Origin of the sequence: Pseudomonas sp. MPDS (assembly GCF_013283895.1) — a bacterium.
GTDB classification, from domain to species: domain Bacteria; phylum Pseudomonadota; class Gammaproteobacteria; order Pseudomonadales; family Pseudomonadaceae; genus Aquipseudomonas; species Aquipseudomonas rhizophila.
The window spans coordinates 443,784-470,776 of the sequence record NZ_CP054128.1 but is presented as its reverse complement, the minus strand read 5'-3'; the positions used below and the strand labels follow the sequence as shown (position 1 = coordinate 470,776).

General features: G+C 56.3%; 23 protein-coding genes and 1 pseudogene. 11 read left to right on the top strand and 13 right to left on the bottom strand.

The window, feature by feature from the left end; genetic code table 11:
- Positions 1–69: 69 nt before the first annotated feature.
- Positions 70–915, bottom strand: a pseudogene (locus HQ912_RS02000) (serine/threonine-protein kinase); the annotation flags it as partial.
- A gap of 419 nt (positions 916–1,334) precedes the next feature.
- Here HQ912_RS02000 and HQ912_RS01995 point away from each other — a divergent pair.
- From HQ912_RS01995 to HQ912_RS01985, 3 genes are all read left to right on the top strand, one after another.
- Positions 1,335–1,694 (top strand): DUF6124 family protein, encoded by a 360-nt coding sequence (locus HQ912_RS01995; RefSeq protein ID WP_173406400.1) that lies wholly within the window; start codon positions 1,335–1,337, stop codon positions 1,692–1,694.
- 433 nt (positions 1,695–2,127) lie between these two features.
- Positions 2,128–5,811 (top strand): hypothetical protein, encoded by a 3,684-nt coding sequence (locus HQ912_RS01990; RefSeq protein ID WP_173406399.1) that lies wholly within the window; start codon positions 2,128–2,130, stop codon positions 5,809–5,811.
- A 229-nt stretch (positions 5,812–6,040) separates the two neighbouring features.
- Positions 6,041–6,316 (top strand): hypothetical protein, encoded by a 276-nt coding sequence (locus HQ912_RS01985; protein WP_173406398.1) that lies wholly within the window; start codon positions 6,041–6,043, stop codon positions 6,314–6,316.
- 261 nt (positions 6,317–6,577) lie between these two features.
- Here the strand turns inward: HQ912_RS01985 and HQ912_RS01980 are convergent, their stop codons facing one another.
- Both HQ912_RS01980 and HQ912_RS01975 read right to left on the bottom strand, forming a co-directional pair.
- The gene (locus HQ912_RS01980) at positions 6,578–7,447 is read right to left on the bottom strand and encodes a hypothetical protein (RefSeq protein ID WP_173406397.1); all 870 of its coding nucleotides are present in this window, start codon (positions 7,445–7,447) and stop codon (positions 6,578–6,580) included.
- A gap of 102 nt (positions 7,448–7,549) precedes the next feature.
- Positions 7,550–8,473, bottom strand: a complete 924-nt coding sequence (locus HQ912_RS01975; RefSeq protein ID WP_173406396.1) for a hypothetical protein — start codon at positions 8,471–8,473, stop codon at positions 7,550–7,552.
- Between the two features lie 267 nt (positions 8,474–8,740).
- On the opposite strand from HQ912_RS01975, the gene HQ912_RS01970 reads away from it, so the two are divergent.
- The 3 genes from HQ912_RS01970 (at position 8,741) to HQ912_RS01960 (ending at position 10,918) form a co-directional block, all read left to right on the top strand.
- Positions 8,741–9,046 (top strand): NIPSNAP family protein, encoded by a 306-nt coding sequence (locus tag HQ912_RS01970; protein WP_173406395.1) that lies wholly within the window; start codon positions 8,741–8,743, stop codon positions 9,044–9,046.
- A gap of 268 nt (positions 9,047–9,314) precedes the next feature.
- Positions 9,315–10,013, top strand: a complete 699-nt coding sequence (locus HQ912_RS01965) for a hypothetical protein (protein ID WP_047226735.1) — start codon at positions 9,315–9,317, stop codon at positions 10,011–10,013.
- Complete coding sequence (locus HQ912_RS01960) at positions 10,010–10,918, top strand: hypothetical protein (RefSeq protein ID WP_173406394.1); 909 nt, start codon at positions 10,010–10,012, stop codon at positions 10,916–10,918. Before HQ912_RS01965 ends, HQ912_RS01960 begins: the two co-directional genes overlap by 4 nt.
- Positions 10,919–11,113: 195 nt before the next feature.
- Here HQ912_RS01960 and HQ912_RS01955 read toward each other — a convergent pair whose 3' ends face one another.
- The 3 genes from HQ912_RS01955 to HQ912_RS01945 all read right to left on the bottom strand — a co-directional run bounded on the left by HQ912_RS01955 (position 11,114) and on the right by HQ912_RS01945 (position 12,930).
- Positions 11,114–11,389 (bottom strand): HU family DNA-binding protein, encoded by a 276-nt coding sequence (locus tag HQ912_RS01955; protein ID WP_047226733.1) that lies wholly within the window; start codon positions 11,387–11,389, stop codon positions 11,114–11,116.
- A gap of 192 nt (positions 11,390–11,581) precedes the next feature.
- Complete coding sequence (locus HQ912_RS01950; RefSeq protein WP_047226792.1) at positions 11,582–12,730, bottom strand: NAD(P)/FAD-dependent oxidoreductase; 1,149 nt, start codon at positions 12,728–12,730, stop codon at positions 11,582–11,584.
- A 35-nt stretch (positions 12,731–12,765) separates the two neighbouring features.
- Entirely contained in the window at positions 12,766–12,930 is a 165-nt protein-coding gene (locus tag HQ912_RS01945) for a rubredoxin (protein WP_047226732.1), read from the bottom strand.
- A gap of 197 nt (positions 12,931–13,127) precedes the next feature.
- Between HQ912_RS01945 and HQ912_RS01940 the strand changes: the two genes are divergently transcribed.
- Together HQ912_RS01940 and ubiA are read left to right on the top strand one after the other, a co-directional pair.
- A complete protein-coding gene (locus HQ912_RS01940; RefSeq protein ID WP_047226791.1) occupies positions 13,128–13,691 on the top strand; it encodes a chorismate--pyruvate lyase family protein in 564 nt (187 codons plus the stop codon).
- Positions 13,691–14,581: a 4-hydroxybenzoate octaprenyltransferase gene (gene ubiA / locus HQ912_RS01935; protein WP_173406393.1), complete on the top strand. Its 891-nt coding sequence runs from the start codon at positions 13,691–13,693 to the stop codon at positions 14,579–14,581. The genes HQ912_RS01940 and ubiA overlap by 1 nt, the downstream gene beginning before the upstream one ends.
- 92 nt (positions 14,582–14,673) lie before the next feature.
- Here ubiA and HQ912_RS01930 read toward each other — a convergent pair whose 3' ends face one another.
- Positions 14,674–15,060 carry a hypothetical protein gene (locus HQ912_RS01930; protein WP_173406392.1) on the bottom strand — a complete coding sequence of 129 codons (387 nt, stop codon included), beginning with the start codon at positions 15,058–15,060 and terminating at the stop codon, positions 14,674–14,676.
- 152 nt (positions 15,061–15,212) lie between these two features.
- Here HQ912_RS01930 and phoB point away from each other — a divergent pair, with 152 nt between their 5' ends.
- The 3 genes from phoB (at position 15,213) to HQ912_RS01915 (ending at position 18,734) form a co-directional block, all read left to right on the top strand.
- A complete protein-coding gene (phoB, locus tag HQ912_RS01925; protein ID WP_003177195.1) occupies positions 15,213–15,902 on the top strand; it encodes a phosphate regulon transcriptional regulator PhoB in 690 nt (229 codons plus the stop codon).
- Between the two features lie 81 nt (positions 15,903–15,983).
- Positions 15,984–17,270, top strand: coding sequence for a phosphate regulon sensor histidine kinase PhoR (gene phoR / locus HQ912_RS01920; protein ID WP_230682609.1), 1,287 nt, complete (start codon positions 15,984–15,986; stop codon positions 17,268–17,270).
- Positions 17,271–17,393: 123 nt separating this feature from the next.
- Positions 17,394–18,734: a hemolysin family protein gene (locus HQ912_RS01915; RefSeq protein ID WP_076383211.1), complete on the top strand. Its 1,341-nt coding sequence runs from the start codon at positions 17,394–17,396 to the stop codon at positions 18,732–18,734.
- 144 nt (positions 18,735–18,878) lie between these two features.
- Here the strand turns inward: HQ912_RS01915 and HQ912_RS01910 are convergent, their stop codons facing one another.
- From HQ912_RS01910 to HQ912_RS01885, 6 genes are all read right to left on the bottom strand, one after another.
- Entirely contained in the window at positions 18,879–19,775 is an 897-nt protein-coding gene (locus HQ912_RS01910; RefSeq protein ID WP_047226727.1) for a peptidoglycan DD-metalloendopeptidase family protein, read from the bottom strand.
- Between the two features lie 237 nt (positions 19,776–20,012).
- The gene (locus HQ912_RS01905) at positions 20,013–20,975 is read right to left on the bottom strand and encodes a response regulator (protein ID WP_047226726.1); all 963 of its coding nucleotides are present in this window, start codon (positions 20,973–20,975) and stop codon (positions 20,013–20,015) included.
- 169 nt (positions 20,976–21,144) lie between these two features.
- Positions 21,145–21,906, bottom strand: a complete 762-nt coding sequence (gene phoU, locus HQ912_RS01900; protein WP_047226725.1) for a phosphate signaling complex protein PhoU — start codon at positions 21,904–21,906, stop codon at positions 21,145–21,147.
- 121 nt (positions 21,907–22,027) lie between these two features.
- Positions 22,028–22,861, bottom strand: coding sequence for a phosphate ABC transporter ATP-binding protein PstB (pstB, locus tag HQ912_RS01895; RefSeq protein WP_047226724.1), 834 nt, complete (start codon positions 22,859–22,861; stop codon positions 22,028–22,030).
- A gap of 139 nt (positions 22,862–23,000) precedes the next feature.
- Complete coding sequence (pstA, locus tag HQ912_RS01890; protein ID WP_047226723.1) at positions 23,001–24,671, bottom strand: phosphate ABC transporter permease PstA; 1,671 nt, start codon at positions 24,669–24,671, stop codon at positions 23,001–23,003.
- A gap of 15 nt (positions 24,672–24,686) precedes the next feature.
- Complete coding sequence (locus HQ912_RS01885; RefSeq protein ID WP_173407507.1) at positions 24,687–26,720, bottom strand: ABC transporter permease subunit; 2,034 nt, start codon at positions 26,718–26,720, stop codon at positions 24,687–24,689.
- Positions 26,721–26,993 lie beyond the last annotated feature (273 nt).

Genomic DNA, 26,993 nt, shown 5'->3' with positions numbered 1-26,993 from the left:
GTTGGTCAGAGCGCCCACCATGCTTCTCATGTTCTGGAATTGCCCGATCGCGCCATGCTCGCAACCAGTTCACCACCAGGACGACTCAGCACCCAAGGCGTCACGCAACTGCGCCGCAGTAATGCGGCGCTGTCCCGGATCAAACGTCAGCGCCAAGCGCAACGCCGCCCAGCAACGCCTGGGCAAATTGCGCGGAGCTTTGAGTTCGCGCTCCATGCGGGCGTCTCGAGCTTGGGTTGAAGGTAAACGGCGGAACGGGTGTTTGCCGCTCGCCAGTTCATACAGTAAGCAAGCCACCCCATAGGCATCGGTCCCCTCTGACAACGGTGCGCCGTCAAGCAACTCAGGGGCGGCGTAGCTCGGGGTCCAGGCGTTGAGGCGATCTCGACTCAGGTTTGGCAGGCTCTTCAACGGGCCCTCTTGCGCCAGACCCAAGCCGAAATCGAACAAACGCACCCCCTCCTCACTGAGCATGACGTTGCTCGGCTTCATGTCCCCGTGCAGCACGCCCCTGCTGTGGGCATACGCCAAGGCGTCGAGCAGAGGCGCGGCGATGGCGTGCAGTTCATGCCAGGGCAAACCCAGCGGCCGCTCGCAAAGCAGTTGGTCCAAGGTCAAGCCACGCATCAGTTCCATGGTGATAAAAGCCCGTCGATGGTCAGCGTCCACTTCGAAGGTGTATGGACGCAACACGTTCGGGTGATGTAATCGCCTACTCAAGGCGAACTCACTGTAGAGCAGCGCGCTCGCGTCAGGCGAGCCATCGAATTGCTCACTGAGCATTTTCAACGCAACGTATGGATCGGGATCACCGTATTGTTCGTGTAGCAGGTCCCGTACGCGATACACGACCCCCATACCTCCTGCTCCGAGCAGGCGTTCTAGGCGATAGCGACCTGCGAGTATTTGCGGTAGTCGCTGACACGATACTCGCCCGATGCCATCGAAGGAGACGCATTGGCTAAGGCGGAATTCGGGGCATGGCTACCCTCCCCATCTATTTAGCACCGCTTTTCCATCAAACTACGCATCCTTGCGCCTTTGCCTACAACTACGCCAGAATCCGCCCGCTTGTGCGCCTTGTCCCCAGGTTCTATTGTCTTCCTGCCACTGCCCATCAGTGGTCGGGTTTAGTAGCCCTGGTTGGAAATACATAATGGTTGCATGAGTCTCATCAGTCAGGCGTCGCCTGCATTTGATGGTGGCTGTGCGCATGGCGCCTTCGGGCGCGCCGGGCTTTTATGTATTTTCCACCGGTCTACTAACTTGCGCACAGCTGCCACCCCTTCGTTTAGTAGCGAGATGGTTGCGGCCTACTAGAAGGAAAAATGCATATGTTCAAGATAACTCCGAATCCTCCAGAAACAGGCGCAACCTCTACTCATTCCAGTAGCAAAAATAAAAAGCACGACGAAGCCGCCAAACGCGCCTTGGACCACTACCTGCTACCAAAACCGGAAAAGTCCGAAGATGCATCCAAACCGGGCCAACTGTTCACCGTGGCAAAAAACGCCGACAACGAATGCCTGCTCGCCAACCTCAGCGAAAACCTGGCATCCGCCGACGCGATGATCAGCAATCTGGCGTTCGACCTCGAAGGCCCACGCCGCCACATCGCCCTCGGCGTCCAGCAACTGATCGAACTGAGTTCATTGCTGGCGAACCGGGTGCTGGATAACGTTGATCCGCGATAGCAAACCATCCGATATCAAACCCGACGTATTGCGTCGGGTTTGATGTATCTGTATCTGACCGCAACTTTCCTAACGAGCGAGTCTCATTCATCACTAGGCTATGCTCTCCCCAGCTAGCTTACTCCATGCGCATTCGGCGATAACTCGGAGCTGCGCTTTCGTTTCGATGCATCACGTGCCGACATCAAGCCAACAGTTCGAATACTGACTCTTGACCCTCGTCTGGTATCGGCCAAAAGCAACCGTTCTGCCTAATTCACTGCCTCAGAGGATGAAAACTGGGCTAGAGAGGCCAAATAGTTCGACGATTGGATACAGTCTGCAAAAAGCACATTGCTACGCTGATTTCAGAAGGCATAATGCCACTGAGATACTAAACGGATGGCTTAAGTGGCATCTGATGGAAACTCAACAGGGGTCGATGAGGGTAGAAATGAAGCTATTGGAATCGATACTCGCACTGCTCAAAGGCACCTCATTTGTTAAAAAAATGACACGCCGCTTTCAACCTGAACGACCTCTTAGCACCGGTTTTTTTGATTTAGCTCCTATTGACGCCGCAGACCAAAGTGGTCTTTACCAAGCAGCGCTTGAGTTTGCCTTGCGCAATCCATCGGTGCGAAACATCGCCATCACGGGCCCTTATGGGTCAGGCAAGACCAGTGTCATCAAGACCTTCGAAAAAAACTCTTGCTACCGTTTTCTGAACGTCTCTCTAGCTACATTTAGTGATCCCAACGAATTGAACGCTCAGGATAAAGACCAAGACCCAGAAAAGGATGTGACTGTAAGGGTCGAACGCAGCATTCTCCAACAAATGCTGTACGGGGCAGCTGCGGGAACCTTACCCTACTCACGATTCAAAAGAATTTCCAAACCTCAGTGGGTCGATCTCAACGCTATTTTGTTTGTTGGCTGGGCAGTCGCGATAGGCCTACTGTACCAACATCATGACAAGTTGCTAAAGGCGTTCAGCACCGACGCATTGGGTTGGCCTTGGATTTTCACCATTGCCTATACCTTGTTATATCTTGCAAGACTTATCTCAAAAGCCTTGGAAACTTCACACTCGCTTTCAGTAAAAAAGTTGTCTCTACAGAGTGGAGCGGTCGAACTGGACGGGATACCTGAGAGTTCGATACTCAACAAACATCTTGACGAGATTATCTATTTTTTCGAAGAGAATGATTACGATTTGGTGGTTTTTGAAGATCTGGATAGATTCGGGAATCCCGAGATTTTTATAAAACTACGGGAAATAAACAAAATAATAAATGACCGACCAAAGCGGGCGTCCCGATTTCTTTCTCTCAGAAGAACTCAGCCACTAAAATTTATTTATGCAATCAAAGACGACATATTCTTCAATAAGGACAGAGCTAAGTTTTTCGATTTCATCGTCCCCATCATCCCGATAATAAACAACTCCAACTCCAGGGAAATTCTTAAGCAGTGCTTTCATGCTGCGGGGTATACCGAGGAAATAAATGACAGGTTCATTGGAGAAGTAGCGCTCTACTTAGATGACATGCGCTTAATCAAAAATATAAGCAATGAGTTTTTAATCTACGAGAAGAAAATTGGATCAAGCAAGCTGAATTTCAGCAAGCTTCTAGCGGCCATTATTTACAAAAACTCTTATCCAAAAGACTTTGAAAGCCTACATCATGGAAATGGCGCGCTGCACGAAATTGTTCAGAAACGGACAAGCATATTGGTTCAGTCGGCAAAAAAAATAGATAGTGAAATTGAATATTTGAGGGAGCTCATTACAAAGTCTAACGAAGAACATTGCAACAATATCACAGAGTTAGTAAAAATTTTTTGGGGGCACTTGTGTAGTTCTTACACTGAATACGACATCATAGGCATTTATGCAGGAGGAGCCAACTTTTCAGCCGACCAAATACTTGAATGGAGTAATTTTGAGCAGATATTCCAAGAGAAGAATTTAGCTGTCCGCGCAAGGATCAGGAATAACCATTATGGCAACGAGCAAAAGATCCCTCTGTCGATGTCATTCAGAGCGCTTGAGGAAATTATCTCACCCGGCATTACCTTTAGCGAACGCCACAAAAACATCGTCAGCAAGACTGTCAAAAACAGACTCGAGATCAACTCCCAAATCGAGACATTGAAAGAGGAAAAATCTTCTTTAACACGACAGCCATTGCATCACCTGCTAAACCTAGCAGGATTCCAGATAGGTGATATAACGGAGCCACACCAGATTGTAGATGCCCGCCTACTGAACTATTTAGTCAGAAACGGTTATCTTGACGAGACGTATTATCTCTACATATCCATGTTTCACGAAGGCCGGATGTCTCGTAACGATTGGGATTTCATTTTAGCAATCCGCGACTTCAGGGCATCTGATCCGACTCTAACGGTCGATAATCCTTCAGAAGTAATAGATGAACTTCGCGAAGAGGATTTTGGTACAGGAAATACTTTAAACGTCGATCTCATCGATTACCAACTCAATGATGCACTTCCAGTTTCCCCAAGGACTCAGCTAGTCATCAACTACCTATCCAGACACCTCCCGGAAACCAATCAGTTCTTCGAGGCTTATTGGCTCATCGGTAAGTACCCATCGTCGTTAACTCAGGTCATAGCTACACATTGGTCAGGCTACGGAGCAAAAGCAATTGAGACGACCATAGCAATACAGCACGTCGCTCGGATCATAGCCTATATAGATCCATCGTATATATCTAACCAAATGAACGCCGACTCAGCGCTGACCAAGTACATCTCCGCCCACGCCGCAGTAATATTTTCTGAGAACTTGATTTTCGAAAAAGGGTTCGACGCGCTTCGGCTACTGAACGTAAAAGTTGAACAACTCAGCGACGTTTCCAGCCTCATCGAGCTATTTGAATATGTTCATCAGAAAGATCTATATCGACTCTCCGTAGCCAATGTAAAGCTTTTGCTGACTCATACTTTTACAACCACCACTGAACATGAAGAAATCACTGCTCGGTTCGACTCTGATAGGTCGAACTACACTGCAATCAGTACTTTTGGAAGTGCTCCATTAAAGGCTTACGTCGATAGAGAGATCAATACCTATTTGCGTGATGTTGCTTGCGCTATAGAGGCCAATGTACAAGAGTCTCCCCAGGCGATACTGAGCTTGGTCAATCATCCGAAAGTTGACGAAGGCTTGGCAATTCAATTCACGTTACAGCAAGATCATATTTTTTCGACCTTTGATGGGTTGCCAGCTTATCTTTGGAATGACCTCGTTTACAGCGAGCACATTGCCATCACGTGGGATAACATCCTATGCTTTCAAACTCTTGAAGGGCTCGATGAAGAGCTACTCAACGAAGTTCTTAATCGTGAAACAGTTTTTCGCACTCTTTCTGAAAATAAAATTCCACAATTAAGTGCCGATCAAACCGATAATCTGAGCAGGTTCATAATTTCCAATGCGACGATTAATGATGCAAGCTACCAGCACCTTTGTCGAAGCGTCCCTTATAATTACGCGAGCTTTCCAGATGATATTCCTGAGGAGAGGCGATTAATCCTAGTAAATTTAGGTATTGTTCGCCTAAATGAAAAGTCTTTTGCCGCAACCGAAACCTCAACAACACTCAGAATAGCTTTGATCATCCAAAACTTTGGCTCTTATAAAAGCTGCATAGACCAATACCCTCTAAGCCCCGAACTAAAAGCGCTACTTCTGGCTTCTAATCTGCCATTAGACCAAAAGTGCTTTTTGCTGAAGAGTTTAACCATGGACGAACTTAACTCAAGCGCATCGCTCACTCAGCGCGCCGGAAATTTACTTGGTCGAGAAGACCTCAGCGATAGAACATTTGATATTTCGACAATCTCACACTGCCTAACTCACTCCAAAGAGACGTCAAAGCGCAAAGATATTTTATATAACTTTGTTGATATATTATCCATCGAGATAATTATTGAAGTATTGTCAGGCTTGGACTATCCGTACTCGGATTTATCACAAAGTAAGAAGCGACCGAAGCTGGAAGGAACCGAGCGAAATAGACGCTTTGCAGAGTCTCTAGATAGGAGAGATATTATTTCGTCTATAAAGGAAGAAGGCTCATTTATTAGACTTCACACTTATCGATAAGCCATCGCCCATCAGCCTTCGGCCATTCCTATTTACTCAAGGCAATAATCATTGCGGACCACGTAATTTTACAAAGAACAGCCTGTTCGAAACCAGCGATGAGTCGCGCGTCATCTCTTAGACTCAGTTGAAGGACCCCTTCTGGGCGAACGGCCTTTCTGGATGGCAGCTTTCAGCCAGAAGCGGACGGTCGCGTTATATTCACTCTAGAGGAGGCACAAGGAGAGTTATGTCAAACCTATCGATTCTCAGTCGGCTGGAGGACTCGCTGGCAGCCTACAGCAATGGAGTGTTGGCTCGCGGTGTCTTCATAACCTCCCTTAGCAACAGCATTTGTGCGCTAGAAGGTGTAGCGCTTAGCGTTACCCATGAACTTCGAGAACATGAATACGCCATCGAGATGGAAGGTTATTTTGACGATGAAGGGTTCGAGTTCCAGCAAAATTTAGCTCAAGAAAGCCTGTTTGATTGGATACAGGAGCTCAAGCGTATTAACGGAGCCTAAGGTCTAGAACGCGATGAGGTCGTGTCCCGAATACGATGCAGCTTCCCCGCTGTATTCCTAGCGACGCGGCTCTCGTGTCAACTGTTAATCTCGCGGCCACTTTTTTTAATCTCATGCTTTATAAAGCAGCGCTTAGGTTGACCGACCTAAGCCTTAGAACAACGCAAGCGTTCACAACGTTTCTAGGCCGACGGTGGCCAGCTTCGGCCGGCTAGCCAGTCCCAGCGAGTAAGACGAGAGGCTTGAGCGCTTTGTCATGTATCATTGATTATCTATGGCGAGAACCCATTGAATACCGCTCAGCTCCCTGAACACACTCATGGAGACAATAGAAAATAGCAGTGGAAATCTATTAAGGCCTGCCTCGGAATAAATATTTAACTCACGCCTATATGCTGTGCCAAAAACTGAATCCTGCTTGGCGATATTCCGTACTGTATTTGCAGCTTCGATTACGCTCTCTTTTCCGTTAACACTTTTATTGTCCTTAAGGGCTTCAAGCTGCTGTAGCAAATCAAATCGCCCCATACCCTCTGGCTCGCTACAAGCAATGGAATATGTTCCTGCTTTAATATAGGTGTTTCGATGATGCCCAGTTAATTCAGCTGCGGGTCTAAAATTTGTATTTTCGATCAGGCATTTACGCCGCTTAGCATCTACAAGGTCGTTCACATTCTCTAGAGCAGGAGACGCATAAAGAACAAGCGCCTTGGCTCCAAACTTTAATGCTAAATGTACTAGTAGCTCTTGTTGTTCTTGATAAATGTCGTATCTGAAATATTTTTGGTGCCAGTGCGGCCACTCCGAGCCAAGTTTTGAGGTAATAAATTCTGGTCTTTTGTATTGAAAGAAAAGATTCGCTTTAATATTGGGGATATTGTTAATTTCTCGACCAATATGGATTTCCATCTCGTCGGCAGCTTCACGGATATCTACTCCTTCAAATGGCATGCGTAAAAAATAAGGATAGCCAAGACGCCACCAAAGCCAACGATTTCGAGAGAAACCTGAGGCATCTGCACCAATACCTCCTTCTTGCACCTGTCCAAATGGGAAGTAAATTGAAGCTCTACGATCAAGTTCGGTATTGAAATAGCTCTCGAATGTTTTTTCTTCGTACTTTGGTTGCATATTAAACTCGGTGACGGCTATGACATATAAAGTTTCGTTAAGGGGTTGACTTTAGCCGGCCCCGAGTGAGCGAAGCGAACGACTTGAGCTATTGGTTAGGGGTCAATTACCTAGATCCAGTGCTTTCCGTAGCTCACTCAAAATAGTGGATGAGTTAATCACAATGTGCTCGCTAACAACCGGCTCGGCGCCATGAATAATCGAGTTGCGAAGAGTTATTAAAGCTCTGATCTCACCATATAGCGACTCGGTAATTTTCTCGTTTCGGAAGAGCATTTCGGATAATTTTGCATTGGAAATATGCCGGCGAGGTCTACTGGTGTGCTCTATCGAAGATGTTGTTTGATATATTGATCCATACTTAGCAATGATTTCTTCAATTTGATTGTAGTTTTTCAAGAATTCTTCAAGGCTTCCTTTGTTTGTTTCCTCTCTTACAGGGTCCACCTGGCTTTGAAGCTTCCTGCTTTCTCTTTCAATTCGTTTGGGGGATATAACTTCAAAAATGAAATAGGTGACAGCCAGTAAAGTGGTTACAAATGCAGATTGTGCTGAGTTTATAATTATCGTACTAAGCGATGTTCCTGTGCTCTCGTAGGATATAGCCAGGTTTGAGAGTAACAACGTAACAACGGAAGATAGAGTTACAAATATTAATAAAGTAAAATATCTGTTTTTAAGGCTCTCTACAGCCTCGACTAAAGTTTCATCCTCAAGTTCTTCACGACTAAGCTCATTGCGGAAAAATATGAAACCTGTGAGAGTTAACCCATAGACCCCAGCTAGCACTTGTGCTGAAGTTGAAAACAGATAAAGAATTTGGTTCTCGTTCAATTTTAATATTGGATTGTTTGTGCCTACATAGCTTGTAATTACCGCCAAGATAATAAACGCAGTACCGAAAAGACCGATAACTCTTGATGGTGCCCAGTAGCTTTGCATTTTAACCCTAACTATTAAGTAGGCGACATAAATGGGGTAATGTTTTGCGCCATTTGTGTCTGGTAACGTTCCTTGTTCATGCATAACTCCTTGATCAGCTTGAGTAGCGTGCTAGCAAACGCGACATATAGCAGGGAGGTAGAAGCGACATGACTTTTGCGCACATTACGGAGTTACGGACGCGGTGTCTACGACCAGCCTACAGCTTTAAGTTCAGTTACTCGTCACCGGCTTCTATGGGTCGTTTTCAGCCGGTCACGACAAGCAAAAAACGACCCAGAACTGCCATCGCCGACTCAGCTTATGGCATGTGTAAAATAGCGGTTTCCCCATTTTCAAAGGAATGAACCAGTGATCACTTGCCACGTCAGGTATGTAATCGATCCCTACCAGATCCCGGCTTTCGAAAGCTATTCTCGCCATTGGATTCGTGTGGTGACCCGTATGGGAGGAAACCACCACGGCTACTTTCTACCAGCCGAAGGCGCCAACAACATAGCTTACTGTCTATTCAGCTTTTCCAGCCTGGCAGATTATGAGCAGTATCGTAGGGAGGCCGGAGTAGATCCTGAGTGCATCCAATTGGTGGCGCAGGCTACCGAGCAAAAATTCATCCTGAGCTATGAGCGCAGTTTCCTTCATCCAATTCTTAATTGAACTGACGTATTTGCGGCCGCGCCAAAGAGACCGCTTCTGGCTGATAGCTGCCTGTGGCGATGAAACGCTCAAGTCCGTACGCACGTTATAGATCCACGCAAATCACCTCTACGCGCCTTGATCGCCCTATCGTTCCCCAACTACAGAGTGCAGGGCCGGGGCCGAGCGTCTTGTAACCCAGCAGAAAAAAATATCAATATGCCACTATTGTTCTGCCCAATGCTGCCGACACAGGCAGCATCGTTTTTAAATCATAAGGACTTGATGCATGTCTTTTCACACCTTCCGCACCCTCGCTGCACTGACGTTACTCGCCTGCCTCACCCTCACCGGCTGCGCCCACGTTCAACCACCAGTACCGCTGGATCATCAATTCTGGGACGCCAAGGAGCCGACTATCGGCGTGGCGATTACTGTGGTGCCGGAGCCTGTGCTGGCGCTGACCGGCAATCAGGGCCTTCTGGATTTGGCCATCAACAAGGGCGTTAACAGCACGCTCAGCGACAATGTCGAGAAATGGCAAGTCAAGGACCTCAACACGCTGCCGGACGCCATCGTCGCCAAGTTGCAGGCCAAGGGTTACAAGGCCAAACGAATCGACGAGCCGGTGGATCTGAAGGTCTATAAGGAAGTCAGTTTCCGCGAAGGCTACACGGTCCGCGACCTGACGCCGCTCAAGGCGACTTACGGGGTGGATCGCCTGTTGTTGGTCAACATTCTGGCTACCGGCGCCACTCGCAGCTATTACAGCGTCGTGCCGACCAGCGTGCCGATGGCGCAGGTGGGCGGGCAAGGCATGGTGGTTGATCTGGCCGACAACAAGCTGCTGTGGTTCAAACCTTTTGCCGTTGTGCAGGCCGCTCAAGGTGAGTGGGACGAGCCTAACTACGCAAATCTGACCAACGCCTTCTACCAGGCGATGGATACCAGCCGCCAGCAAATGATCACCCCGTTCGAACAACAATGAAACGGGCGCTGTTAGCGGCCGGCACGCTGGCCCTGCTGGTGCTGGCCGGTTGCGCGCAGAAGCCTGCGCCGCCGGCCGGTTTCAAGTCGCAAGAGGCGGTGACTTACGTCCAGGCCCATGGGGTCAAGGTGGATGTACAACTGCCGCCGGCGTTCGTGGGGGCCAGCACTGTGGTCGACGCCAAGGCCGCGCAGCAGGCCGCGTCGTCGAGCCATAATCTGATCGCCAGTTCCGGCAACACCGCCGGTCTTGCCGGTTTGCTGGTCGCCAGCCTGATCAATACCCAGATGGGCGGCGGCAGCTTGCAGCGGGATGCGGAAAACGCTGCCGCCAAGGAGTCGCGCCCGCTGGCCGATCTGTTGGCGGGCGTGCCGTTGCAGGAACGTCTGCAACAGCGTTTCCAGCAGGCTTCGCTGGCGGCCGGCCTCAAGCAGGGAATGGGGCCCGTGACCGCGCGCCTACTGGTGGAACCTAAACTGATGCTCACCCCCGATCGCGGCAGTTTCGTGCTGATCAATCAGGTGCAGGTCCAGGATATTGCCGGTTCGGCGCTGTACCGCATGCGCATCGAAGTCACCAGCCAGCCGATTCGGCGTTGCGGCAGCCGCTGCATTGATGATGGCAGCCTGGATCTGACGCAAGTCACGGCGGTGCTGGACGAGTGCATCGACGAATCGATGCGCGTGCTGACCACCGACCTGATGCTGCCGACCCCACCGCCAGCCGCCCAGGAAACCTTGCGTTATGTGCTCGATGGTCAGCGCGTGGTCGAGCGCGGTTATCAACTGGCCCACAACGGCAGTTACTGGCGTTATCGCAACCTCTACGGCGCGGTGAAATCAGTGCCGGTGCCGTTCGAGGATGCGCTGACAGAGGCGCAGTTGCAGAAGGTATACGGGCGTTAATCTGGGTTGCGCCACCGAGCGGGGATAAATCCCCTCGCCCAACCAACAGGCGGCCTATCGCGAGCAGGCTCGCTCCCACATTGGCGGTTTGGGGCCTTCGACGTTCGGGAAAAAGCCATAAAAAAAGGGCATCCGACTCAATCGGCATGCCCTTTTTTTCTACCGCTTGCCCCCTAATCGGGGAACCCGCGGCGATTATGGATTGACGCTGGCCTTCAACATTTTGCCCGGCTTGAAGGCGACGGTGTTGCTGGCCTTGATCTTCACCGGCTCACCGGTCTGTGGGTTTTTGCCGGTACGCGCGCCGCGGTGGCGCTGCAGGAAGGTGCCGAAGCCTACCAGGGTGACGCTGTCCTTGCGGTGCAGGGCGCCGGTGATTTCTTCGAGAACGGCGTTGAGGACGCGGTTGGCTTGCTCTTTAGTGAGGTCAGCCTTTTCCGCGATGGCGGCGGCGAGTTCTGGTTTACGCATGAATGAAGCCCCTTTTGACGGTTTTTTTGTTGTTATGTCTGGGCTGTACTCATGGAAACAGCCCCTAAGGCGCCGCAGGCTCTACTCTGCGGCAGACGGGAGTGAGGATGGCACGGGGCCGCAGGCGGCGCCAGTGTCAGGGTGGCCTTTGTCGCGCCGAAAGCAGGGTATTTACGACAGAAGGACTGGCATTTACGCCAGCAGCGCTGGAAGCTCTTTGTTCAGTGCCAGTTTTTCCATCACCGCCGCGCCGGTCAGGGCGTAGCCCAGCAGGTTGCCGTTGGCGTCGCGGCACAGGGCCTTGATGTCGCTGCCCTGCCCTTCAACGCTCCACACGCCTTCGCTGCCCCGTGGTGGTGGCGAAACCACGAGTGGGCACACCGGGGTTTTCACGGTAATTGGCATGGCACCGTAGCGCACGGCGGTCGGGTTGCCGGCCAGGGTTTGGGCCAGGGCGCGGGCGCAGCTCATCAGCGGCATGACGTACAGCAGGTTCAGGCCGTCGACCTCGGCGCAGTCGCCCAGGGCGTAGATGTTGGCGTGGGAGGTTTTCAGGTGGCGGTCGACCACCACGCCGCGATTGACCACCAAGCCGGCAGCGGCGGCCAGGTCGATGCGGGGGCGCAGGCCGATGGCCGAGACCACCAGGTCGCAGGCGATCACCTGGCCGTCGGACAGGTGCGCCTCCAGCCCGTCGGCCACCCGTTGCAGGCGATTGAGCACCGGCCCCAGGTGGAAACGCGCGCCGAGGCTTTCCAGCCCGGCCTGTACCGCCGCAGCGGCCGCAGGGTGCAGCAGGGTCGGCATGACTTGCTCGCACGGCGCGACCAGTTGCACTTCGTAACCGCCCAGGATCAGGTCGTTGGCGAATTCGCAGCCAATCAGCCCGGCACCGAGCAAGAGTACCCGGCGCTTGCCGGCAGCAGCTGCGCGAAAGCGTGCGTAGTCTTCCAGATCGTTGATGGGGAAGATCAGGTCCGAGGCATCACCCTGCACCGGCACGCGCACGGTTTCTGCGCCCCAGGCCAGGATCAGGTCGCGGTAGTTCACCGTTTCTTCGCCGATCCACAAGCGTTTGTGGCCCGGATCGATGCCGCTGATGCGGGTGTGGGTGCGCACTTCGGCGTTCAGTTGCTCGGCCATGGCGCCCGGCTCGGCCATGCTCAGGCCGTCGGCGTCTTTGTTTTTGCCAAAGCCTGTGGAGAGCATCGGCTTGGAGTAGGAGCGACCGTCATCGGCGCTGATCAGCAGCAGCGGAGTTTCGCTGTCGAGTTTGCGAAACTCCCGGGCCAGGTTGTAACCGGCAAGGCCCGTACCGACGATGACGACAGGTGCACTCATGTTGCTCTCCATGTAGCTCTCCATGCAGGAAACGATCAGATAGCGATCATTTCGAAATCCGATTTACCCACGCCGCAGTCCGGGCAGAGCCAGTCTTCGGGTACGTCTTGCCAGGCAGTGCCGGGCGCGATGCCGTCATCCGGCCAGCCAAGGGCTTCATCGTAGATCAGGCCGCAGACAATACATTGCCACTTTTTCATTCAGGTACTTCCTCAGGTGTCGGCATTTGCCGGTATGGTTGGGTCGATGTAAAGCTGCCCCTTCCGGCTCAGGGCGTTTTGTACTGATCGGTCGCGAGAGATGCAAGCATGATCGACGCTAAGACCGCCCCGCTGAATCAAATTCGCCAACCGACATGGTAAGCTCGCGGCCTCATTTGCTGCCATTCAAGACCTCTGTGCCGCATACAAATTCGATATTTCCTACACTCCAATGGTTGCCCCAGCCCCTGCTGTCGCCTCGCCCTGACGCCTGTGTGCTCGACTGGCTGTTCGACGAAGGGTCCCTGACCCGGCGCCTGACGCGGCTGTCGGATGAGCGTTTCAGCGTGACGCCGCTGTTCGAAGGTTGGCAACCCTTGCGTGCCGATGAATGTGCCGCGCTGGATCTGGCCGAGGGCAGCGAAGGCTGGGTACGCGAGGTGTATCTGCGCGGCCATGGCGAGGCCTGGGTGTTTGCCCGCAGTGTGGCGGCGCGTAGCGCGTTGCAGGGCGACGGTTTGCAGATGGACGAGCTGGGCAGTCGCTCTCTGGGTGAGTTGCTGTTTTGCGACCAGGCGTTCCAGCGCCGGGCCATCGAGGTTTGCCATTACCCCGAACAATGGTTGCCGGCTGAGGTGCGCGCTCGTGAACTGTGGGGCCGCCGTTCGCGTTTTGATCGCGGAACGTTGAGTGTGCTGGTGGCGGAAATTTTCCTGCCGCGCCTGTGGACCGTCGCCCGCGCCTATTCGGAGAACTGCTGATGTACGTGCAACTGCTCAAATCCTTGAACCGCCTGAACCCGCGGGCGTGGGACTTCGTGCAACTGACGCGCCTGGACAAGCCCATCGGCATCTATCTGCTGTTATGGCCGACGTTGTGGGCTTTGTGGATTGCCGGGGAAGGTTCGCCGTCCCTGGCCAACATCGTGATTTTCGTGCTTGGCGTGGTTCTGACTCGCGCCGGTGGTTGTGTGATCAACGACTGGGCCGACCGCAAGGTGGACGGCCACGTCAAACGCACCGAACAGCGCCCGCTGGTGAGCGGCAAGATCAGTTCGAAAGAGGCGCTGGTGTTCTTCGCGGTGCTGATGGGCGTGAGCTTCCTGCTGGTGCTGTGTACCAATGCACCGACCATCTTGCTGTCCCTCGGCGGGCTGGCGCTGGCGTTCAGTTACCCGTTCATGAAGCGCTACACCTACTATCCGCAAGTGGTGCTGGGGGCAGCGTTCTCCTGGGGCATGCCGATGGCGTTCACTGCCGAAACCGGGCATTTGCCGGCGGCGGCTTGGCTGCTGTACATCGCCAACCTGCTGTGGACGGTGGGCTACGACACCTATTACGCGATGACTGACCGGGACGATGACTTGCGGATCGGCGTCAAGTCCACGGCCATTCTGTTTGGCGATGCCGACCGCGTGATCATCCTGACGCTGCAGGGCTTGGCCTTGGGTTGTCTGCTGCTGGCCGGGTCGAAATTCCACTTGGGCGGCTGGTTCCACTTGGGGCTGGTGGCCGCTGCCGGGTGTTTTGCCTGGGAATTCTGGTACACCCGCAGCAGAGACCGGATGCGCTGCTTCAAGGCTTTTTTGCACAACCATTGGGCCGGTTTGGCGATTTTCGTGGGGATTGTGCTGGATTACGCGTTGCGGTGAGACCGCTGACCCAACGCTGAACCCACGGTCATGAAAGTCTTTGTGGCGGGGAGATTGCTCCCCTGCCACAAAAGCGTTTTAGCACCGATCAGCTATTTGGGCTTGGCAACCTTCCAGGCACCGCCCATCACGCCGTCACCGGTCTTGTCTCCGGCTTTCTTGTCCTTCACGAAGGTGTACAGCGGCTTGCCGTCGTAGGCCCACTGCGACGACCCGTCGTCGCGCGTAATCACGGTCCATTTACCCATGGGCATGGCAGCGCTTTCAGCCTTGAGCGGTGGCCAGTTCTCGGCACATTTGGCAACGCACGCTGACTTGCCGCCTTGGTCTTTTTCAAAGGTATACAACGTCATGCCCTTGTGGTCGGTCAGCATGCCATCTTTGATCATCGCCGGTTCGTCAGCCGCGTACGCCAGCGCCGGCAGCACCAAGGCAACCGCCAGGCCCAGAGCCTTGATGGATTGGGTAAGGTAAGTCATGGAAACCTTCTTTTGCAGTTGTCAGGAATCGGACTCAAAAGCTTAGTCCAGGATCCTCTACACTGCCGGGTGCCGAGACAAGTGTCACACGACTGCAATAATTCCGTTATCTAATGCGGCGCAAGACAGTTAAATGACAAGAGGATTACCCCATGGTTGGCAGGAGCATTCTGATCGTCGACGACGAAGCGCCCATCCGCGAGATGATCGCCGTTGCGTTGGAGATGGCCGGCTATGACTGCATGGAAGCAGAAAACTCCCAACAGGCCCACGCCATCATCGTCGACCGCAAGCCCGACTTGATTCTGCTGGACTGGATGCTTCCCGGTACGTCTGGCATTGAACTGGCGCGACGCCTCAAGCGCGATGAGCTGACCGGTGATATCCCGATCATCATGCTCACCGCCAAGGGCGAAGAAGACAACAAGATCCAGGGCCTGGAAGTCGGCGCCGACGACTACATCACCAAGCCGTTTTCCCCTCGGGAGCTGGTGGCACGCCTGAAGGCCGTGTTGCGGCGCGCCGGCCCGACCGACGGCGAGGCACCGATTGAAGTCGGCGGCCTGCTGCTGGACCCCATCAGCCACCGCGTGACCATCGACGGCAAACCCGCCGAGATGGGCCCGACCGAATACCGCCTGCTGCAATTTTTCATGACCCACCAGGAGCGCGCCTATACCCGTGGGCAACTGCTGGACCAGGTCTGGGGCGGTAATGTTTATGTCGAGGAGCGCACCGTGGACGTGCACATTCGTCGCCTGCGCAAAGCCCTCGGCGATGCCTATGAGAATCTGGTACAAACTGTGCGCGGCACCGGTTACCGTTTTTCGACCAAGGCCTGACCCGAGCCCTTACCGCCCGACAAGCTGACAAGGACGCGCGTTCAATTGAATCAAAACTGGCATGGCACCCTGATTCGCCACATGTTGTTGCTAGTGACCGGCTGTCTGGTCGTGGGCCTGATCACCGGCTTCTACGGCTGGAGTCTGGCGGCGGGCCTGGCGCTGTACCTGGCCTGGACGCTCAAGCAATTGCTGCGCATGCATGAGTGGTTGCGCCTGCATAAACCCGACGAGGCCCCGCCTGACGGCTATGGCCTGTGGGGTGAGGTATTCGACAGCATCTATCACCTGCAACGGCGCGACCAGCGCGTGCGTGGCCGTTTGCAAGCGGTGATCGACCGGGTCCAGGAGTCCACTGCGGCGCTCAAGGACGCCGTGATCATGCTCGACAGCGATGGCAACCTGGAATGGTGGAACCGCGCCGCCGAAACCCTGCTGGGCCTCAAGACCCCCCAGGACAGCGGCCAGCCGGTGACCAACCTGGTGCGCCATCCTCGCTTCAAGGAATACTTCGAACAGGAAAACTACGCCGAGCCGCTGGAGATTCCTTCACCCACCAATGACCGGGTGCGCATTCAGCTGTACCTCACGCGCTACGGCAACAACGAGCACTTGATGCTGGTGCGTGACGTGACGCGCATCCATCAGTTGGAACAGATGCGCAAAGACTTCGTCGCCAATGTCTCCCATGAGTTGCGCACGCCGTTGACCGTGATCTGCGGGTATCTGGAAACCCTGCTGGACAATGTCGAGGAAGTGAACCCACGCTGGAGCCGGGCCTTGCAGCAGATGCACCAGCAAAGCGGGCGTATGCAGACCCTGCTCAATGACCTGCTGCTGCTGGCCAAACTTGAAGCCACCGATTACCCCTCGGACAACCAGCCGGTGCCTGTCGACGACTTGCTGCAAATCATTGTTGAGGATGCCCAGGAACTCTCCGGGCCCAAGCAGCAGACCATCACCCTTGAAGCCGACCCGAACGTGCAGCTCAAGGGCAGCGAGGCCGAATTGCGCAGTGCCTTCTCCAATCTGGTGTTCAATGCCGTCAAGTACACGCCGGAACAAGGCCGGATTCACGTTCGCTGGTGGGGCGACGGCCAAGGCGCACACCTGAGCGTGCAGGATTCGGGCATCGGCATCGACAGCAAACACCTGCCGCGCCTGACCGAACGTTTCTACCGCGTCGATTCCAGCCGCAACTCCAATACCGGCGGCACCGGGCTGGGCCTGGCGATCGTCAAGCACGTGTTACTGCGGCATCGCGGGCGCATGGAAATCAGCAGCGTGCCCGGCCATGGCAGTACGTTTACCTGCCATTTTGCCCCGGCACAGACGGTTCGCGCGCGCCTCACCCGCGCCGCCGATTGAGACCGGCCAGCACTCGCCACTAGGCAACGGCCCAGTCAGCCGCTACATTGGCTGACTTGTGCCTGCCTTTTCAGGCACTCATTTCCAATCCTTTCGAATATACGGAACCCGCAAAACTCCATCATGGACCCTTCCCCTGGCTTGTCCCTGGCAACACTCTTCGCCGAATTCGGCATGATTCTTTTTGCTCTGATCCTGGTTCTGCTCAACGGCTTTTTCGTTGCGGCCGAATTTGCCATGGTCAAACTGCGCTCGACCCGGGTCGAGGCCATCGCTGAGAAAAACGGCTGGCGCGGGCATATCCTGCGTACCGTTCACAGCCAGCTCGATGCTTACCTGTCGGCCTGTCAACTGGGTATCACCCTGGCCTCCCTGGGCCTGGGCTGGGTCGGTGAGCCGGCGTTCGCCCACGTTCTGGAGCCGCTGCTGGGCGCGGTCGGCGTCGAGTCACCGGAAGTGATCAAGGGCGTGTCGTTCTTCACCGCGTTCTTCATCATTTCGTACCTGCACATCGTGGTCGGTGAGCTGGCGCCCAAATCCTGGGCGATCCGCAAGCCCGAGCTGCTGTCGCTGTGGACCGCCGTGCCGCTGTACCTGTTCTACTGGGCCATGTACCCGGCGATCTACCTGCTCAATGCCAGCGCCAACGCCATCCTGCGTATCGCCGGCCAAGGCGAACCCGGCCCGCATCACGAGCACCATTACAGCCGTGAAGAACTGAAACTGATCCTGCACTCCAGCCGTGGCCAGGACCCAAGCGACCAGGGCATGCGTGTGCTGGCCTCGGCTGTGGAAATGGGCGAGCTGGAAGTGGTGGACTGGGCCAACTCCCGGGAAGACCTGGTGACGCTGGAGTTCAATGCGCCGCTCAAGGAGATCCTGGCGATGTTCCGTCGCCACAAGTTCAGCCGCTATCCGGTGTACGACAGCGATCGCCAGGAGTTCGTCGGCCTGCTGCACATCAAGGATCTGCTGCTGGAACTGGCGGCCCTGGATCACATTCCCGAGTCGTTCAACCTGGCCGAACTCACCCGCCCACTGGAGCGCGTGTCGCGGCACATGCCGCTCTCGCAGCTGCTGGAGCAGTTCCGCAAGGGCGGCTCGCACTTCGCCCTGGTTGAAGAAGCCGACGGCAACATCATCGGTTATCTGACCATGGAAGACGTGCTCGAAGTGCTGGTGGGCGACATCCAGGACGAACACCGCAAGGCCGAGCGCGGCATCCTGGCCTATCAGCCGGGCAAGCTGCTGGTGCGCGGTGACACGCCGTTGTTCAAGGTCGAGCGCCTGCTGGGTATCGACCTGGACCACATCGAGGCCGAGACCCTCGCCGGGCTGGTCTATGAAACCCTCAAGCGCGTGCCGGAAGAGGAAGAAGTGCTGGAAGTCGAAGGCCTGCGGATCATCATCAAGAAGATGAAAGGACCGAAGATTATTCTGGCGAAGGTGTTGATGCTCGATTGAGCCCCACCTTTCTACAAGGCATGCACAATCTCTGTGGCGAGGGAGCTTGCTCCCGCTCGGCTGCGAAGCAGTCGTCGCTTTTGGGGGCGCTTCGCGACCCAGCGGGAGCAAGCTCCCTCGCCACAGTAGATCGGCGCCAGCCGCTTACTGCTTGCCCAACGCAAAGTTGGGCAAGTCGCCCACCGGTTGATTGAACTGGTAGGGAATCGACACCAGCCCCAACCCGGTATTGCGCTGCACCACGAAATGCAGGTGCGGACCTGAACTGTTGCCGGTATTGCCCGACAGCGCCAACGGCGTTCCCACCATCACCCGTTGCCCTTCCCGCACGCTCACCGAGCCTTTTTGCAGGTGCAGGTACACGCCCATGGTCCCGTCATCGTGCAGCACCCGCACGAAGTTGCCCGACGGGTCGGTGCCACGGCCGGTCTGGTGGTTTTCCGTCTTGACCACCACGCCGCCGCGCGCCGCGATGATCGGCGTGCCCTCGGGCATGGCGATGTCCATGGCATAACGGTTTTTGGGGCCATAGTGGCTGTATTGACCGTTGGCCCCCTGGCTCAGCCGAAACGGACCACCACGCCACGGCAGCGGGTAGCGATAAGCCTGCGCCGTGCCTGCAGGGTCGCCCAGGGAGTATTCGAACCGTGGGGTGTACACCAAAGGCTTCCCGGGGCGCGTGGCCGTGAGCAGCGCCAGACGCAGGTTACTGCGCGCCGGCAGCACCCGCCGGATCGGCCGGCTCGGCGCCCCACTGACGTTGCGTAGCCCGGCAAAACTCAATTCGATCTCCACCGGCGCGTACAAGTCGTTGCGCACGAACACCGCGTCCGCGCCCTTCTGTTTCTTGATATCGAGAAACACCTGGCGCTCGAGACGTTCGACCATGCGATCACGGAACACGAACACCTGCGCGCCCTTGCTGGGGCGATCGCTGTAGGACACCACGCCATTGGCATCGGTGGATTTGTAGATCGTCATGGCCACGGCCGAGGTGGAGGCCAGGACAAGACCACAGGCAAACAGCAGGGGCAAAAACATGGGCAAAAATTCTGTCGAAATGAAGGCCTGTACAGCAGCCTAGCAGCTGGATGGACCAGCGTAGTCGACGGATGTTTCAAAATGGGTTGGCCGATAGGGCTCTAGTGCCGCTGGTGACCCCATCGCGAGCAGGCTCGCTCCCACACTGGATCTGCTGTGGACACAAATTTTGTGAACAACAGAGATCACTGTGGGAGCGAGCCTGCTCGCGATGACTGACAGAAGGACGCCGCCGAATCAGGCGCCAGGTACGAAGTGCTTCTGCGCTGTACCGCGGGCAATCAGGCGGGAGATGTAGTCGAGCTTCTGTGGGTCTTTATCGACAAAACGGAAGGTCAGTTGCAGCCATTCGCTGTCGGGGGTCTGCTCGTGAGCAACGATGGCGTGCAAGTAACCGTTGAGGCGAGCGGTTTCGGCGTTGTCGCCCTGCTCCATGTCCAGCACGGCGCTTTCCAGCACCTGTGGCAGGGTGTCGGTGCGTTTGACCAGCAGCAGCGCTTCCTTGAGGCTCAGGGCCTTGATCACGCATTGCTGGGTGCCGCTGGAGAGGCGCAACTGGCCCTGACCACGGTTGGCGCCAGCCGGGGCGGTGGAGGCTGAAGGCGCCTTGACCGGCGGGCTGTTGAGCATGCCGCGGGCTGGAGCAGCAACAGCGGCAGGCGCGGCAGCTGCAACGACAGCAGGCTTGGCAAACGGATTGACCGCCGGAGCCGCCGCAGCAACTGGAGCCGCCTTGCCGCCGGTAAGCGCGCTGAGCGAATCATTGCCGAACGCCGAGTTCATCTTGGTCGGAGCGCTGTTCATCAGGGTGTCGAGCTTGCCAACCTTGTGCAGGGCCTGCTTGACCTTGGTCAGCAGTTGCTCGTTGGTGAACGGCTTGCTGACGTAGCCGGAAACGCCGGCCTGGATCGCCTGGACCACGTTTTCCTTGTCGCCGCGGCTGGTGACCATCACAAACGGCATGCCCTTGAGATTGTCCTGCTGGCGGCACCAGGTCAGCAGCTCCAGGCCCGACATTTCCGGCATTTCCCAATCGCACAGCACCAGGTCGAACGCCTCACGGGCCAGCAGGGATTGGGCTTTCTTACCGTTCACCGCATCTTCGATGCGGATGCCCGGGAAGTAGTTGCGCAGGCACTTCTTCACCAGGTCACGAATGAACGAAGCGTCGTCCACGACCAACACACTGACCTTACTCATCCAGATACACCTCTAAAAAATCCCGGCAAGCATACCGCTTTTACTGATGGCATATTGCCAAAAAACCTTCAGTCACGCCGGGACTCTTCGTTCGCGGGGTGCTGCTATCGATTAAAAAAGCCGCAAAAAAAAGCCCGACCAGAAGGCCGGGCGCTTTTCTTGGGCAATCTTACTTATCGTCAGTTTCGCCCGGAACATTAGCGGTTTCGGACGAGGTGCCCTCCACTTCGGCCTTCATGCGCTTGAGCCCCAAGTGCCGCACGTCGGTGCCGCGCACCAGGTAGATCACAAGTTCCGAGATGTTGCGCGCATGATCGCCGATACGCTCCAAAGAACGCAGCACCCAGATGATGCTCAGCACCCGGGAGATGGAGCGCGGGTCTTCCATCATGTAGGTCGCCAGCTCACGCAGCGCGGTCTTGTATTCGCGGTCGATGATCTTGTCGTACTGGGCCACCGACAGTGCCAGGTCGGCGTCGAAACGGGCGAAGGCATCCAGTGCGTCGCGCACCATGTTGCGCACCTGGTCGCCAATGTGACGAACTTCGACGTAACCGCGCGGCGCCTCGCCTTCTTCGCACAGCTGAATGGCGCGACGGGCGATCTTGGTGCTTTCGTCGCCGATTCGTTCCAGATCGATCACCGACTTGGAGATGCTGATGATCAGGCGAAGGTCGGAAGCGGCCGGTTGACGACGGGCCAGGATGCGCAGGCACTCTTCGTCGATGTTGCGCTCCATCTGGTTGATCTGGTCGTCGATCTCGCGCACTTGCTGGGCCAGGCCGGAGTCGGCCTCGATCAGCGCGGTCACCGCGTCGTTGACCTGCTTTTCCACCAGCCCGCCCATGGCCAGCAGGTGACTGCGTACTTCCTCCAGCTCGGCGTTGAACTGTGCGGAAATGTGGTGAGTAAGGCCTTCCTTCGAAATCATCTTGTGCGCTCCGCGAAAGTTGCAAGCTTCAAGCTGCAAGCTTCAAGCAGTTGAATGTTGATCCTGATACCGCACCGCTTCTGTATCGCCGCGTCAAACGTGCGGCTTGCAGCGGCCTCGACTAGCCATAACGACCGGTGATGTAGTCTTCGGTCTGCTTCTTGGCCGGGTTGGTAAACAGGGTGTCGGTGTCGCCGAATTCCACCAGTTTGCCCATGTACATGAAGGCGGTGTAGTCGGAAACCCGCGCCGCCTGTTGCATGTTGTGGGTCACGATGACGATGGTGAATTTGGATTTGAGCTCGTAGATCAGCTCTTCGACTTTCAGGGTCGAAATCGGGTCCAGGGCCGAGCAAGGTTCGTCGAGCAACAAGACTTCCGGCTCAACGGCGATGGTACGGGCAATCACCAGACGTTGCTGTTGACCACCGGACAGGCCCAGTGCCGATTCGTGCAGACGATCCTTGACCTCGTCCCACAGCGCCGCGCCCTTGAGCGCCCATTCCACGGCTTCGTCAAGAATGCGCTTTTTGTTGATGCCCTGGATGCGCAGGCCGTAGACCACGTTCTCGTAGATGGTTTTGGGGAACGGGTTAGGCTTCTGGAACACCATGCCCACACGACGACGCAGCTCGGCCACATCTTCGCCCTTGCGGTAGATGTCGTTGCCGTAGAGGTTGATTTCGCCCTCGACGCGGCAGCCGTCCACCAGATCGTTCATACGGTTGAAGGTGCGCAACAAGGTCGACTTGCCACAGCCCGACGGACCGATGAACGCGGTGACGCGCTGCTTCGGGATGTTCAGGCTGACGTCGTACAGCGCCTGCTTCTGGCCGTAAAACAGGTTCAGACCGGGCACTTCGATGGCGACGGTTTCCTGAGCCAGGTCCAGGCTCTGCTTGTCGCGGCCCAGGGCCGACATGTTGATGCCGCGTGCTTGTGTCTCGTGTTGCATGGGAGGCTCCCTGTGCTAACAAATTCGGTTCGGTTGTCTGGGAGCGAGCCTGCTCGCGATTCAGGCAACTCGGTTTGGCTTTAAAACCGAGGTGATGCCATCGCGAGCAGGCTCGCTCCCACAAAAGATCAGTGTGAAATCAGCTATCGAGTGCTTTGTACTTCTCGCGCAGGTGGTTACGGATCCACACCGCCGACAGGTTGAGCGTGGCAATCACCAGCACCAGCAACAGCGCCGTGGCGTATACCAGCGGTCGCGCCGCTTCGACGTTCGGGCTCTGGAAGCCTACGTCATAGATGTGAAAGCCCAGGTGCATGATCTTCTGGTCCAAGTGCAGGTACGGGTAGTTGCCGTCCAGCGGCAGCGACGGGGCCAGTTTCACCACGCCTACCAGCATCAATGGCGCCACTTCACCCGCGGCGCGAGCCACCGCGAGGATCATGCCGGTCATCATCGCCGGGCTCGCCATGGGCAGCACGATTTTCCACAGTGTCTCAGCCTTGGTCGCGCCCAGGGCCAGGGAGCCTTCGCGCACAGTACGCGGGATACGCGCCAGGCCTTCTTCAGTGGCGACGATCACCACCGGCACCGCCAGCAGCGCCAGGGTCAGGGACGCCCAGAGCAGGCCCGGGGTACCGAATGTCGGTGCCGGCAGGGCTTCGGGGAAGAACAACCGGTCAACCGAACCACCTAACACATAAACGAAGAAGCCCAGGCCGAACACACCGTAGACGATGGCCGGTACGCCCGCCAGGTTGTTCACCGCGATGCGGATCAGGCGGGTCATCGGTCCCTGGCGAGCGTATTCGCGCAGGTACACCGCTGCCAGCACACCGAATGGCGTCACCACCATTGCCATGATCAGGGTCATCATGACGGTGCCGAAAATCGCCGGGAAGATCCCGCCTTCGGTGTTGGCTTCACGAGGATCGTCGCTGAGGAATTCCCAGACCTTGCTGAAATAGAAACCGATCTTGGTGAAAGTCCCCATGCCGTTCGGCTGGTAGGCATGCACCACTTTGCCGATCTCGATTTCCAGTTCTTTGCCATTGGCATCGCGGGCGGTCAGGCTGTCGCGGTTGAACTGCGAATGCAGGTCGCCCAGACGCGCTTCGATGTCTTTGTAGCGGGCATCGAGCTCGGCGCGGTCAGCGTCCAGGTCCGCTTGTGCAGCAGCGTCCAGCTTGCCTTCCAGCTCCAGCTTGCGGCCTTTGAGACGAATGCGCTCAAGCCCTGCGTTGATTGCGCCGATGTCGGATTTTTCCAGGGTCTTGAGCTCAGCCGCGAGTTTGTTGACCCGGGCCACGCGAGCTTGCAGTTCCGGCCAGGCCGCTTCGCCTTCGGCGATGACCTTGCCGTTCTCTTTGACGTTGACCAGGTAGCCGTAGAAATTACCCCACTCACGACGCTCGATGGCCATCAGCTCCGGCGGCGTGGTCTGGTTGGTCAGCCAGTCACCGACGATCCAGGTGAAATCCGTTCCGTTGAGGTCCCGGTTGCCGACCTTGATCAACTCGCGGGTCATGAACTCGGGGCCTTCGTCCGGCACCGGCAGGCCAGCGCTTTTCAGACGCTCGCGGGGCACTGATTCCTTCTGCACCACTTCGCCTACAACCAGATGCGCGGGCATGCCCGGCACGTTGTAGCTGGCGTGGATCAGGTCCGCCGGCCAGAAATGGCCCAGACCGCGCACGGCAATCACTGCCAGCAGGCCAATGGTCATGATGACCGCGATGGACACCGCACCACCGCTGATCCAGACGCCGGGGGCGCCGCTCTTGAACCATCCTTTCAGGGAGTTCTGTTTCACAGACTTCTACCTTTCTTAAAGCGACGAATATTTCTTGCGCAGACGCTGACGGATCAGCTCGGCGAGGGTGTTCATGATGAAGGTGAACAGCAGCAGCACCAGCGCCGACAGGAACAGCACGCGGTAATGGCTGCCGCCGACTTCCGACTCAGGCATTTCCACCGCCACGTTGGCCGCCAGGGTGCGCAGACCTTCGAACAGGTTCATTTCCATGACCGGCGTGTTACCGGTGGCCATCAGCACGATCATGGTTTCACCGACCGCACGGCCCATGCCGATCATCAGCGCCGAGAAGATGCCGGGGCTGGCGGTGAGAATCACCACGCGGGTCATGGTCTGCCACGGCGTGGCACCGAGGGCCAGCGAGCCCAGGGTCAGGCCACGCGGCACACTGAACACGGCGTCTTCAGCGATGGAGTAGATGTTCGGGATGACCGCAAAACCCATCGCCAGACCGACTACCAGGGCGTTGCGCTGGTCGTAGGTGATGCCCAGATCATGGGAGATCCACATGCGCATGTCGCCACCGAAGAACCAGGCTTCCATGTACGGGCTCATGTACAGCGAGAGCCAGCCCACAAACAGGATCACCGGGATCAGCATCGCGCTTTCCCAGCCCTCTGGCACCTTCAGGCGCACGGACTCAGGCAAGCGGCTGAAGACGAAACCGGCCACCAGGATGCCAACGGGCAACAACATCAGCAGGCTGAAGATACCTGGCAGGTGCCCTTCGACGTAGGGCGCCAGGAACAGGCCGGCGAAGAAACCGAGGATCACCGTCGGCATCGCTTCCATCAGTTCGATCACCGGCTTGACCTTGCGGCGCATGCCCGGGGCCATGAAGTACGCGGTGTAGATCGCGGCAGCAATCGCCAGCGGCGCAGCCAGCAGCATCGCGTAGAACGCCGCTTTCAGGGTGCCGAAGGTCAGCGGCGAAAGGCTCATCTTGGGTTCGAAATCGGTGTTGGCCGCGGTCGATTGCCAGACGTATTTAGGCTCGTCGTAGTTTTCGTACCAGACCTTGCCCCACAACGCGCTCCACGAGACTTCCGGGTGCGGGTTATCCAGCAGCAACGGTTGCAACTTGCCGCCTTGCTCCACGATCAGACGGTTGGCCCGGGGCGACATGCCGAACAGGCCCTGGCCATCGACCACCTGGTCCACCAGCAAGGTGCGGTGAGCGGTACTGTGGAACACGCCGAGTTTGCCGGAAGCGTCCAAGGCCACGAAACCTTTACGCCGTTCCTCGGCGGTGATCTCAACGATCGGCGCAGTGCCCATCTGGAACGTACGAATCTGTTTCAGGCGTTGCTCACCGTCCGCATCGCGGGCCATGAACCACTGAGCCAGGCCACCTGTGGAGTCACCAATGATCAGGGAAATCCCGCCTACCAACTGGGTGCTGGCGGTGACCTGGGCGTCGCCGTTCTCAAGCAGCTTGTAGCGGCCGTTGAGGCTCTTGTCCCGCAGGCTGAACACATCGGCCTGGGCACGCCCGTTGACTACATACAGCCATTGCTGACGCGGGTCGACGAAGATGTTTTTGACCGGCTCGGTCATCTGCGGCAGCTCGATACGCGTCTGCTCGCTGGTGACTTCACCGGTCATCATGTTTTCTTCGCTGGTGATCGACAGCACCTGCAGTTGCGCGCCCGTGGAACCGGCGAGCAACAGGGTCGAATCAGTGGCGTTGAGCGATACGTGCTCCAGCGGCGCGCCCTGCTCGTTGAGCACAATCGGCGTTTCGCCGTACGGGTACTCGATGGCCGGCGAAATGGTTTTCTTGCCGTCCGGATAGCTGACTTTATAGGTATGACGCACCACCAGTGCCTGGCCGTTGGACAGACCGATCACCACCAGCGGGCTGCCGGGTTGGTCTTCGCCGATGGAGGTCACGCTTGCACCCGCCGGCACCGGCAGGTCGACACGACGCAGCTCTGCCCCGGTGTCTACATCAAAGAACAGCGCCTGGCCCTTGTCGGAAATCCGCATCGCCACCTGGTTCTGCTCTTCGATGGCGATCATCAGCGGTTTGCCGGCGTCCTGCATCCAGGCAGGAGTAATCGAGTCCTTGGAGGTCAGGTCCGCGCCCTGGAACAGCGGGAGGACCACATACGCCAGGAAGAAGAAAATCAGGGTAATGGCCGCCAGCACGGCGAGCCCGCCGACCAGAACGTACCAGCGGGTCAGGCGATCCTTGAGCGCGCGGATACGGCGCTTGCGTTGCAGTTCAGGCGTATTGAAGTCAATGCGCTTGGGAGGGGAAGTCGTAGTCATTGTGGAATTGGCCAGATCATTCATGCGCACACCCTAGCGATCCTG

What these genes read in the sequence shown, in the direction of transcription:
- HQ912_RS01930 (WP_173406392.1), bottom strand. Translation starts at nt 15,060, where the DNA reads ATGACTTACCTTACCCAATCCATCAAGGCTCTGGGCCTGGCGGTTGCC.
- HQ912_RS01975 (WP_173406396.1), bottom strand. Translation starts at nt 8,473, where the DNA reads ATGCATGAACAAGGAACGTTACCAGACACAAATGGCGCAAAACATTAC.
- ubiA (WP_173406393.1), top strand. Translation starts at nt 13,691, where the DNA reads ATGTACGTGCAACTGCTCAAATCCTTGAACCGCCTGAACCCGCGGGCG.
- HQ912_RS01945 (WP_047226732.1), bottom strand. Translation starts at nt 12,930, where the DNA reads ATGAAAAAGTGGCAATGTATTGTCTGCGGCCTGATCTACGATGAAGCC.
- HQ912_RS01990 (WP_173406399.1), top strand. Translation starts at nt 2,128, where the DNA reads ATGAAGCTATTGGAATCGATACTCGCACTGCTCAAAGGCACCTCATTT.
- phoR (WP_230682609.1), top strand. Translation starts at nt 15,984, where the DNA reads ATGTTGTTGCTAGTGACCGGCTGTCTGGTCGTGGGCCTGATCACCGGC.
- phoB (WP_003177195.1), top strand. Translation starts at nt 15,213, where the DNA reads ATGGTTGGCAGGAGCATTCTGATCGTCGACGACGAAGCGCCCATCCGC.
- HQ912_RS01950 (WP_047226792.1), bottom strand. Translation starts at nt 12,730, where the DNA reads ATGAGTGCACCTGTCGTCATCGTCGGTACGGGCCTTGCCGGTTACAAC.
- HQ912_RS01955 (WP_047226733.1), bottom strand. Translation starts at nt 11,389, where the DNA reads ATGCGTAAACCAGAACTCGCCGCCGCCATCGCGGAAAAGGCTGACCTC.
- phoU (WP_047226725.1), bottom strand. Translation starts at nt 21,906, where the DNA reads ATGATTTCGAAGGAAGGCCTTACTCACCACATTTCCGCACAGTTCAAC.
- HQ912_RS01995 (WP_173406400.1), top strand. Translation starts at nt 1,335, where the DNA reads ATGTTCAAGATAACTCCGAATCCTCCAGAAACAGGCGCAACCTCTACT.
- HQ912_RS01980 (WP_173406397.1), bottom strand. Translation starts at nt 7,447, where the DNA reads ATGCAACCAAAGTACGAAGAAAAAACATTCGAGAGCTATTTCAATACC.
- HQ912_RS01915 (WP_076383211.1), top strand. Translation starts at nt 17,394, where the DNA reads ATGGACCCTTCCCCTGGCTTGTCCCTGGCAACACTCTTCGCCGAATTC.
- HQ912_RS01960 (WP_173406394.1), top strand. Translation starts at nt 10,010, where the DNA reads ATGAAACGGGCGCTGTTAGCGGCCGGCACGCTGGCCCTGCTGGTGCTG.
- HQ912_RS01885 (WP_173407507.1), bottom strand. Translation starts at nt 26,720, where the DNA reads ATGCAGGACGCCGGCAAACCGCTGATGATCGCCATCGAAGAGCAGAAC.
- HQ912_RS01985 (WP_173406398.1), top strand. Translation starts at nt 6,041, where the DNA reads ATGTCAAACCTATCGATTCTCAGTCGGCTGGAGGACTCGCTGGCAGCC.
- HQ912_RS01965 (WP_047226735.1), top strand. Translation starts at nt 9,315, where the DNA reads ATGTCTTTTCACACCTTCCGCACCCTCGCTGCACTGACGTTACTCGCC.
- HQ912_RS01905 (WP_047226726.1), bottom strand. Translation starts at nt 20,975, where the DNA reads ATGAGTAAGGTCAGTGTGTTGGTCGTGGACGACGCTTCGTTCATTCGT.
- pstB (WP_047226724.1), bottom strand. Translation starts at nt 22,861, where the DNA reads ATGCAACACGAGACACAAGCACGCGGCATCAACATGTCGGCCCTGGGC.
- HQ912_RS01910 (WP_047226727.1), bottom strand. Translation starts at nt 19,775, where the DNA reads ATGTTTTTGCCCCTGCTGTTTGCCTGTGGTCTTGTCCTGGCCTCCACC.